A 9,879-nucleotide genomic window follows, 5' to 3' on the forward strand; every position below is an offset into this window, starting at 1 on the left:
CCGAATGATCACTTCAGGCTGGATAATTGACGCATCGTTTAGCCGATGCGTATCCGGACTTTCAGTCCGTTAATCACTAACCCACCGACTTTAGTCGGTGGTTGTTGAGTTCCTTTGCCAGCATAATATCTTTTGCCAGGCGCCCTGGTGAATCCAGAATAGTTGAGAATATTAATAAGATAGCTAAAAGATAAAGATGAAGAATATCCATTGTATAGAATACGGGGATTAATAATACACTCAGGAAATTAACTAAATCCGATAATACTGAGATCCGAAATGCGCCGTATCTATCAACCAGCTGTGCACTGAAAAAAACAGATAATATTAATGGCAGCATTTTGGCTGACATCACAGCCGCAACCAGTAATGGGCTGCCTGATATTTCCAGAATTAACCAAGGAATAGCGATTTCTGTGATGGTGTTTCCCAGAATAGAAACACCATTTAATGCCAGTAAGCCACTTATCTGAACAGGGATGCGCCTTACCATATTTTTGTTCTCTTTTTCCCTAAATTAAATTATAGATCTCCCGGCTTACGTGGAAGATTGCGACCTGATGTGTTGGTTGTAGCGCTGCGGATCTCCTGTCCGAAAATATCAACACGAGCCTGAAATGGTGGGAATGGCAGGGTGATATTGTGGTTATGGAATTCCTGCAAAATATACTGATGTACTTCATGACGAGCAGGCATACGATGCCCCATTTCTGCGGCATAAGCTCGCAGTTCATAAATCTGAATTCCTTGTTGCAGGTCAACCAAATAGGCTTCAGGCATCGGATTATCGATAATTAACGGGCATCGTCTTGCTGCGGTCAGTAATATCTCTGTTGCTTTCGCAGATTCTGTTTCTACGGGAACAGGGATCGTCAGGACAATACGGGTGATGGTATCAGACAATGACCAGTTTATAAATTGTTCAGTAATAAATGCTCTATTGGGAACGATGATCTCTTTTCTATCCCAGTCAGTCAGGGTCGTTGCCCGTGTATTAATTTTTGTGATGCTACCGGTCAGACCGCGAATAGTGACGGTATCGCCAATACGGATTGGTTTTTCGAACAGGATCATCAGCCCGGAAATAATATTGGCAAAAATTTCCTGTAACCCAAAACCAAGCCCAACCCCCATTGCGGCAACTAACCATTGCAGTTTTGACCACTCAATACCCACTAATGAGAAACCGACGATACTGCCGATCAGTGTAATACCGTATTTGGTTAATGTAGTGATGGCGTAGCCTGTACCGGGCGTCAGTTCCAGATGTTGTAACAGTGCCAGTTCCAGTAATGCAGGGAGATTACGGACAAGCTGAGTCGTAATAATAATGACCAGAATGGCAATCAGGATAGAACCCAGAGTGATTGACTGGATAGTATCAATACCGTTGATGCTTGTGGTGACATCCCATAACCGGATATTTTCAAGGAAAGAGAACGCAGAATGTAGCTCTGACCATAGCAGGATAAGTGAAACCAGTGCCAGCATCGTCAGGATGGAGCGTACCAGACCTAAAGACTGGGCACTGATTGCATCCAGATCGATAACTGGCTCTTCAACTTCAATCACCCCTTCAACACTGCTGTTAATATTGCTGGAATCTTCTTCACTTTTAGCGCGTTGAGCAAGGATATCGGCCCGGCGTTGTTTTGCCCTTTCGAACGCAATTTTACGACGCTGGATTAACATCCATCGACGGGTTATGTGATAGATGACCAGCAGGGAGAACCAGATGGCAACGGAGGTTTCCAACCGTGCTAACAGGGCCTGCGAAGTTTGCAGATAACCCAGTACAGAAGCCAGCGCGGCCAGAATTGGTGCAGAGAGCAATATCCACCATAAAACAGAGTTGATAACGTTTTCACCTGACCCATGTTTATCCATGTATAGTGGAATACCAGCCCGTTTCAGGCTGGTTGTGACCAGACTCAGCGAGACGCAGAGCATTAGAAAACATAATCTGCCAAGGGTTGCACCAAACTCACGATCACTGTAATTGTTAAAGGTAATTAGTGCCATCATCAATGGCACAATCAGGAAAATTGATACCCGATAAAAGCGCATTGCCCGTTTGACTCGTTCTTCCGGCCAGCGGAAATGAGCAATAAACAGACCATTCGGATGGGCAAACGCGGCGCTGAGCATGAAAATCCATAAGATTGGTGTTGTTTCGCTGACACCATTACCGATAGCGGTTGCCATTGGGTACTGCCAGGCATTTTTCAGGCCGTAGCCAATCGCTGACCAGAGCATTGGCAGAGGCAAAGCCGCCACAACAGACCAAAACACAGTTCTTATGGTCAGGGAAAAGTGATCTTGTGTCACCTTGCCGATACGGTTGCTGGAACGTTCAAGGAAAGCGTGATACTGGCGGTGTGAACTGATGCTGAATATCACCAGTAACAACGTACCCAGCAGATAAAGCAAGGTATCCTGCGTTGTCAGCATCACATGGATTGCAATGCCTAATTGAGAAATTGTATCCAGAGAGAGTAATCGGGTTAAATCCCGTACAACCAACAGAGGGTAATTCAGTGAAATGGGATCGACATCTGCTACCCAGAACAGATAGCGGTGCGTGGCATCCTTAACTTCTTTCAATGCCTCATTTAACTGATTGGTAGAGACTTTGAGTTTTGTTAATTCCAATATTTCGCTGTCATAACCGGAGAGCAGGGAATTAAGTAACTCTTTTCTGGTACGGATAAGGGAATCATAAACCTGTTTTTGGGTTGGCGTCAGGCTGTTATTTGTAATAGGAGTATGTTCGCTTTCCCGCTGAGAGTGTTCCAGCATTTCTTCATATTTTAGCCTTTCAACCCGTAATTCTACTATATTTCGGTCGAGCTGCTGAGATTTCGGGACGTCAGGAATGCGCGTTAACTGTGCCCTTAACGCGGCTCCTAATGTTGTTGAATCACCCAACCATTGCGCCTGTTCGCGGATGGTATTAAGGGTCTGGCGTACCCGCAGAATATCATCAGCAGCTTTGCGTTGCTGAGAGCCAATGGAATCCATGCGTTGAGTCTGCTGGTTGAGCATTTGTGAAAGGTGACGGTTTTGCTGAAGTTCATCCAGCAGAAATTGAGGTAGTTTTCCACCATTCTGTTCCGCCAGCATTTCCGTATGCTCAAGAGCTGATTCTGCTTTTTGCTGCCTCTTGGCGTTTAACTGGCTACGAAGTTGCTGGAGTTGAATATCCAGATTTTGATAGCGTTTTTTAAATAATTCTGCTCGTAAGCGGGCGATCTCCTGCCGATTATTGGCAGAAAGTTGTGCCATCTCCAGTTCACTGGTCACAGTTTTGCGGGCATTCACTTCTGCCTGAGCAAGTGTTAACTGGGCGTCATCCAGTCCGGGGGAAGGTGGGTTTAATGACTGAAGCCGGGAAGTTGCCTCAGCTAACAAGCGTCTGGCTTCTGTTTGCTGTTGAGGCATGAGGCTTACGGATTCACTAATCTCCCGGATTTTATCTTGTTCTTGTTGTAACTGCCGCCCCTGCTCCAGTAATTGACTGTTGAGCTGGATAATCTGCTGTTCCAGACTGCTGATGGTCTGATTCGCCGGAATAGCAGGAGGTGGTTCACTGGCGGCCAGTATTTTCTTGCGTAATTCTTTGATTAATTTTGGGAAATCATCAACTGACTGTTGATACTTTGCAATCCGTTCCTTGGAGGCATTTGTCTCATTAACCCAATTGATAGCCCCTTGCAGTGCTTGCGCAATTTCAGCCTCCTGCGGATTTTTACTGCCTTTAACCTGTTTCAGCTCCTGTTTAAGCTGGCTTTCATCCAGCTGTGTTGTGGAGGCGAAAGCCAGATTCGCAATAAGCAGGCTAAGAAATAAACTGATAATCAGGCGCACAATAAGGGGCTCCTTGGTAATAAATTAACTGGCGCTATTTTGACTCACGGAAACATCGTCAGTTGTGTGCTCAGTATGCTCTTCATCGTTTGAGATAGTCTGTGCCAGCAGGCCACCCATCAGGGTTTGTGAACCACAGTATAAGTTATTAGCAAACTGAATCTGATTAGGGGCAAACAGGTTGATTACGGTTGAACCCAGTTTGAAACGGCCCATTTCTTCTCCTTTCTTGAGAGAAACAGCCCCTTCTTCGCCTTCTGCCGGATAGACCCAGCGTTTGATAATACCTTCGCGTGGCGGGGTGACACAGCCACTCCAGACAGTCTCTATACTACCCACAATTGTGGCACCCACCAGAATTTGTGCCATTGGGCCAAATGCTGTATCAAACATACAGATAACACGTTCATTACGTGCAAACAAATTCGGTACATTGGCGGCAGTCAGCGGGTTGACTGAAAACAGATCGCCGGGAACATAAATCATCTCTTTCAATACGCCGTCACATGGCATATGAACACGGTGATAATCTTTCGGTGATAAGTAAATCGTCACAAACTGGCCATTACGGAATTGTTCAGCAAGTTGGTGCTGGCCGGCCAACAGCGCTTCTACCGTATAGTAGTGGCCTTTAGCCTGAATAATCTGCTCTTCCCGGATGGCACCCAATTGACTGATGGCTCCATCTGCGGGCAGTGCCAACAGGTGTGTTTCATTGACGACGGGACGAATGTCCTCTTTTAATGGTCGGACAAAGAATTCGTTAAAGGTTGAATAAGCCTGAAAAGATGGATTCTGGGCCTCATTCATATCAACTTTATAAATTTTGGCAAAAGCCTTAATGACAAGCTGTGTCAACCAGCCTGCTTTTTTATTGGCGAACCAGCCTGCTAAGTGAGTAATACATTGCTTTGGCAGTAAATATTGTAGTCTGATTTTAATATTATCCAGCACGTCAACCTCTTGAAGTGTTTTATCGGCCAATGTCTTATAGGAAAATTGGGCAAAAGTCCGCTATTCTACCTGCCCTTATCTTGAATGTCAGGGCAGCGTATTGCTAATTATTGCCTTATTTTTGACCTTCAGTGAAATTTTTGCGTGGTTTAACCTGAGCCATGCTTTCCAGGATCCGGTGGTAGTTTTCAAAGCGCTCTTCTGCAATAGCTCCTTGCTCCAGTGCATCGCGTAAAGCACAGCCGGGATCATCAAGATGTTTGCAATCGCGGAATTTACAGCTTCCAAGGTAATCCCGAAATTCAATAAACCCTTGTACCACCTGTTCTGGCGTCAAATGCCATAAGCCGAATTCCCGGACGCCGGGAGAATCAATGACATCTCCTCCCTGTGGAAAATGGTAGAGGCGTGCTGTTGTTGTCGTATGCTGACCAAGGCCGGAGTTATCTGAGACTTCATTAACCAAGATGGCTTCTTCATTGTCCGGAAGCAGGGTGTTCAGCAGGCTGGATTTTCCGACCCCTGATTGACCCGCGAATATACTGATTTTATCAGCCAGTAATTGGATCAGTTCAGGAATGCCTTCTCCGGTATGGCTGGAAACTTCCAGTACCCGATACCCGATGTGACGGTAAATATCCATGACACCGTTAACCCACTCGCGGCTTTCATCGTCCAGAAGATCGATTTTATTAAGCACTATCAAGGGTTCAATATTGAGTGTTTCACATGCGACCAGATAGCGATCGATAATATTCAGTGAGAGTTCAGGCAGGATAGCGGAAACAATCACAATTTGGTTGATATTAGCGGCAATGGGTTTGATACCATCATAATAATCAGGACGGGTGAGCACGGAAGTTCGTTCGTGAACGGCTTCTACGATCCCATTGACTTTAACATCTGACTGGAGCTGTAAAGCAGGACGCCATACGACACGATCACCGGTCACCAGTGAACGAATTGTCCTGCGGATATTACAGCGTTGTATGGAGGCGTCTGCGGCCTCAATATCTGCATGTTGCCCGAATCGGCTGATAACCAGCCCTTCTTGTGGCTCACCGAACTGGCTGTCGTCCAGTTCTGGTTTTTGGGCGTCATTCCTGCTGAGCGGCTGTTTTAGCCTGCGCTGGTGATTGGCCTGCACACGGCGTTGCTGCCCTTTGGAGAGTTTACTTTTAGCCACCGAACCTCACTTATTTCATCTATCTTGCTGGTTATCGCTGTGGGTGATCAAAAACGCTATGATACACCTCTGATACAGATTACCTGTTTTAAAGGAACCTAGGATATATCATGTCAAAAAGTGAGAACAATCTTATCTGGATAGATTTAGAGATGACGGGTCTGGATCCCGAGCGCGATCGCATAATTGAAATTGCAACTATCGTGACTGATTCAGAGCTGAATATTCTTGCGGAAGGGCCGGTTATTGCGGTACATCAGTCAGATGAACAGTTAGCTCTGATGGATGAGTGGAACGTCAAAACGCATACTGGCAGTGGATTGGTGGAGCGAGTAAAGCAAAGTTCATTCAGTGAATCCGATGCTGAAAAAGCAACGATTGCTTTTCTGGAGCAGTGGATTCCGGCAGGAAAATCCCCTATCTGCGGTAACAGCATTGGTCAGGATCGTCGTTTCCTGTTCCGTTATATGCCTGAACTGGAAAAATATTTCCACTATCGCTATCTGGATGTCAGCACACTTAAAGAATTGGCCCGTCGCTGGAAGCCAGAAATGCTGGCAGGTTTAAGCAAGAAAAATACTCATCAGGCACTGGATGATATCCGGGAGTCAATTGCGGAGCTGGTTTACTATCGCGAACATTTTATTCAGAAATAAATGGCGGTATTTTGCTGACATGAGTTGATTAAGTGGGTCTAAAATCCCACTTAATCAACGTTTATCATGACTTGCGTTGCTAGCAATTTAAAATAGGTCTGAGTGTGTTCCTGTCCGTTCAAATCGGAGAAGGTCACTGGTTATTTTGTAGATGAGGATCCAATCTGGTTCTATGTGAGCGTCCCTATAGCCTTTATAGTTACCATTTAGCGGATGATCTTTGTATACAGTAGGCAATGGCAACTCATTGTTAATCAAGAGTTTCATTAGCTCTTTCAGTTTTTCTATGTCTTTATGTCTTTTCTGAGCTAATTTCACATCTTTTTGAAACTGAGTGGAATATTCAATAGCCCTTTGTTTCATGAGTTATTAGATACCCAATTTATCAAAGATATCATCAGCATCTTTTGCTTGGTGAACATCAATGCCTTTTTCACTATTGGCAATGGTTTTAGCTGTTAGCTCATTAGGAATACGCATATCAAATGGTAAAGCTTTTTCTGTTGCGACTTTAGTGAGTGTTATGCGAACTAGGTCGGAAACGGTTAACCCCATGCTTGCTAGTACAGCTGCTGCTTCATTTTTCAATTTTTCATCTATGCGAGCGCGAACAAATGCATTTGCGGCCATATTTAAACCTCCTTTGGTTAATAAGTATACTGTAGCTCATTTGAGCAACGCGATCAAATATGGATATGTATCAATCAAAGTAAGATATCCATATCTGAATCACTAAACAGATCTTTCGTTCGATAACTGACCAATTAAAAATAAAGCCCGATTTTTTTCGTCTTGGTACTTGCCAGAAGGTGAATTATTTGTATAATGCGCTCCCCGTACCGATGAATAATTTCGAAAGTACAGCACACCAAAATTAAGCGGGAATAGCTCAGTTGGTAGAGCACAACCTTGCCAAGGTTGGGGTCGCGAGTTCGAGTCTCGTTTCCCGCTCCAAATCTTTTTTATCAGAGCCAGCCTTAATTTCTTACCACTCTCCGAATTCTGACAATACTCCTGATACACACTGCTTTTAAATAAATTTTTTGTTCAGGGCAATGTCATTGCAGTTCTGACACTACGCGGCGTAAGCGAAAGTAAAGCAACAATAGCCAGAATTAAGCCAATCCAAAGTGGTGATATTAATCCATTCCCGGCAGCAATACTTAATCCTCCGGCCCATGAGATGAAGGCAGAACCACTATTAATGAAAGAGACATGGACGCTGTTCACCAAAGGGCCAGCATTTGCCACGCGCATAACCCGTGTAATCAGTGCCGGGCTCATAGAGACACCTACAATTCCAATAATTAGAAAAGCGGTCACACTGATATAGCGGTTTTCCGGGAAAAGCGCGAATATCAGCAGCGATATGGTCAGTATACTGATCCCGATTGCCAGTACTGCAAAGGTGTGCCGATCAGCAAAACGACCTGTGATTGAAGTACCGATGACATTCGCAACGCCATAAAAGCCAAGAATAATAGGAATGATAGCGGGTAATAATCCTGTGATTTCAATGAGGATAACGGAGATATAACTGAAAGCAGCGTAAGATGCGCCAATAATCAGAGCGCTTGATGCATAAGCTGACCAGAGTTTTCCATTTCTGAATGAGGAAAGTTGCTCGCTGATACGGATATTGGCTGTATTGTGTGAAAGTGGCACCATTACCCATAAAATTAAGGTACAAATAATGGTGAAGATAACGATTAGCCAAAAACTGATACGCCAGCCGAAATACTGATCAATCATGATTGCTGCGGGAACACCCAGAACATTTGCCAGCATCATGCCTGTGAATACAATCGATGAGGCTCTTCCTCTTATTTCTGTTTTAACAACTTCACCACAGATTGCCAAAGCGATGCCGATGCAGGCAGATCCTGCAAAACCGGTAATAACACGGGCGATAGCCATAACATAATAACTTCCGGCAATTGCAGCTATGATCCCTCCGATACTATAGAGCGTTAATATCCAAAGCAGCGCTTGCTTGTTGGGAATTCGAAGTACACCAAATACTGTTGTCAATATCGGTCCGCCGATGAGCATTCCTACTCCGTAGAGTGAAAGCAGGTAACCGATATCTGTGACTGTAACGGCAAACGCATCCATTAATGATGGCATCATGCCCACAACCATAAATGCGGAAGTATTCAGGATGAATATCGTCAATCCGAGCAAATATATGGAGAGAGGTATATCACGATGTTTTTTATCTGATATTTCTGGTGAGGCTTTTGTATTTATTTTCTCTGATGCCATGTTATTCACGGTGGATTTCCTCAATGTAGCTGTACTGTGTTTTTTCGGTATGAAAGCTTGTGTTTGATAAAGAGCAGTGTGGGATATAAATATCAATAATTCAATTTAATAATTGAATATTAGATTAATGTGATGTCAAATTTTAGTCAAGAGGCTATACAAGTCATGTCTTTTTGCTTTTTATTAAAGAGAAAATATGCAAATGTTGCGTGCTGATGAAGGCATTAGTGGGGTTTACTGCGTCTACTAGCATGTATTTTGAGCACTTGATGTTTTATGGCTTGTAAAATACTTGCCATCTTTACTAAAGAAGTTCATAATGGCGCCCATCTTGATGCCGTTAAAGATAAAACATTAACCTAATCAATGGGTTGAGTGTTTTGGTTTTTAAAATAGCGGATCAGCTATGCGGGAATAGCTCAGTTGGTAGAGCACAACCTTGCCAAGGTTGGGGTCGCGAGTTCGAGTCTCGTTTCCCGCTCCAAATTCAGGACTGCAGATTTTAATAATCTGCAAGTCATAGAAAAAAGCGCCGAAAGGCGCTTTTTTTGTTTTTATTACGCAAATCCACTCTTGTGAACTGTGGCGTATCTGTTTTACTCCACAAGATCCTGATTACCTGCCGATTTTAGCTCTTGTAATTACCCTGTCTATTACTGAATATTCTGACAAACAGCTTTTGATTGATTTATTTGATAACGGGTGGTCAAATAGCGCGACGGATATAAATATTTTTCAGATATATGCTGCCCCTTTCGATGCTATTAGATATATTACAACCAGTTGCATCTAAAAGTATCATTCATATAGTTAAACTTTCTAATTTAAAGCAAAGTGATTACCTATCTAATTTATACCGATTTTTAAAAAATAGATTTGATTGGTATCAGGAAATAAATGAGGAATAGTTATGAGTGAAATTAATAAAAGTGACAGTTATGAATTCGATAA

The 9,879-nt window shown here is 43.6% G+C and carries 8 protein-coding genes and 2 tRNA genes; 3 read left to right on the plus strand and 7 right to left on the minus strand.

The window, feature by feature from the left end; all coding sequences use genetic code 11:
- Positions 1-76: 76 nt before the first annotated feature.
- From AACX68_RS03360 to rsgA, 4 genes are all read right to left on the minus strand, one after another.
- A complete protein-coding gene (locus AACX68_RS03360) occupies positions 77-493 on the minus strand; it encodes an MFS transporter (protein ID WP_228860586.1) in 417 nt (138 codons plus the stop codon).
- 29 nt (positions 494-522) lie between these two features.
- Positions 523-3,867: a miniconductance mechanosensitive channel MscM gene (mscM, locus tag AACX68_RS03365; protein WP_228860587.1), complete on the minus strand. Its 3,345-nt coding sequence runs from the start codon at positions 3,865-3,867 to the stop codon at positions 523-525.
- Positions 3,868-3,891: 24 nt separating this feature from the next.
- Entirely contained in the window at positions 3,892-4,821 is a 930-nt protein-coding gene (gene asd, locus AACX68_RS03370) for an archaetidylserine decarboxylase (protein WP_228860588.1), read from the minus strand.
- 115 nt (positions 4,822-4,936) lie between these two features.
- Entirely contained in the window at positions 4,937-6,007 is a 1,071-nt protein-coding gene (gene rsgA / locus AACX68_RS03375) for a small ribosomal subunit biogenesis GTPase RsgA (protein ID WP_228860589.1), read from the minus strand.
- A 110-nt stretch (positions 6,008-6,117) separates the two neighbouring features.
- On the opposite strand from rsgA, the gene orn reads away from it, so the two are divergent.
- The gene (gene orn, locus AACX68_RS03380) at positions 6,118-6,663 is read left to right on the plus strand and encodes an oligoribonuclease (RefSeq protein WP_228860590.1); all 546 of its coding nucleotides are present in this window, start codon (positions 6,118-6,120) and stop codon (positions 6,661-6,663) included.
- 87 nt (positions 6,664-6,750) lie between these two features.
- On the opposite strand, the gene AACX68_RS03385 is transcribed toward orn, so the two are convergent.
- Positions 6,751-7,026, minus strand: coding sequence for a type II toxin-antitoxin system YafQ family toxin (locus tag AACX68_RS03385; RefSeq protein ID WP_228860591.1), 276 nt, complete (start codon positions 7,024-7,026; stop codon positions 6,751-6,753).
- Positions 7,027-7,032: 6 nt separating this feature from the next.
- Entirely contained in the window at positions 7,033-7,293 is a 261-nt protein-coding gene (locus tag AACX68_RS03390; RefSeq protein ID WP_228860592.1) for a type II toxin-antitoxin system RelB/DinJ family antitoxin, read from the minus strand.
- Positions 7,294-7,541: 248 nt separating this feature from the next.
- Between AACX68_RS03390 and AACX68_RS03395 the strand changes: the two genes are divergently transcribed.
- Positions 7,542-7,617 (plus strand) — tRNA-Gly (locus AACX68_RS03395).
- A gap of 93 nt (positions 7,618-7,710) precedes the next feature.
- Here AACX68_RS03395 and AACX68_RS03400 read toward each other — a convergent pair.
- Entirely contained in the window at positions 7,711-8,928 is a 1,218-nt protein-coding gene (locus AACX68_RS03400) for an MFS transporter (protein WP_228860593.1), read from the minus strand.
- Positions 8,929-9,336: 408 nt separating this feature from the next.
- Here AACX68_RS03400 and AACX68_RS03405 point away from each other — a divergent pair.
- Positions 9,337-9,412: transfer RNA gene (locus tag AACX68_RS03405), tRNA-Gly, on the plus strand.
- Positions 9,413-9,879 lie beyond the last annotated feature (467 nt).

It is taken from the genome of Xenorhabdus sp. PB61.4 (genome assembly GCF_963894935.1).
GTDB classification, from domain to species: domain Bacteria; phylum Pseudomonadota; class Gammaproteobacteria; order Enterobacterales; family Enterobacteriaceae; genus Xenorhabdus; species Xenorhabdus stockiae.

What these genes read in the sequence shown, in the direction of transcription:
- AACX68_RS03360 (WP_228860586.1), bottom strand. Translation starts at nt 493, where the DNA reads ATGGTAAGGCGCATCCCTGTTCAGATAAGTGGCTTACTGGCATTAAAT.
- orn (WP_228860590.1), top strand. Translation starts at nt 6,118, where the DNA reads ATGTCAAAAAGTGAGAACAATCTTATCTGGATAGATTTAGAGATGACG.
- AACX68_RS03385 (WP_228860591.1), bottom strand. Translation starts at nt 7,026, where the DNA reads ATGAAACAAAGGGCTATTGAATATTCCACTCAGTTTCAAAAAGATGTG.
- AACX68_RS03390 (WP_228860592.1), bottom strand. Translation starts at nt 7,293, where the DNA reads ATGGCCGCAAATGCATTTGTTCGCGCTCGCATAGATGAAAAATTGAAA.
- AACX68_RS03400 (WP_228860593.1), bottom strand. Translation starts at nt 8,928, where the DNA reads ATGGCATCAGAGAAAATAAATACAAAAGCCTCACCAGAAATATCAGAT.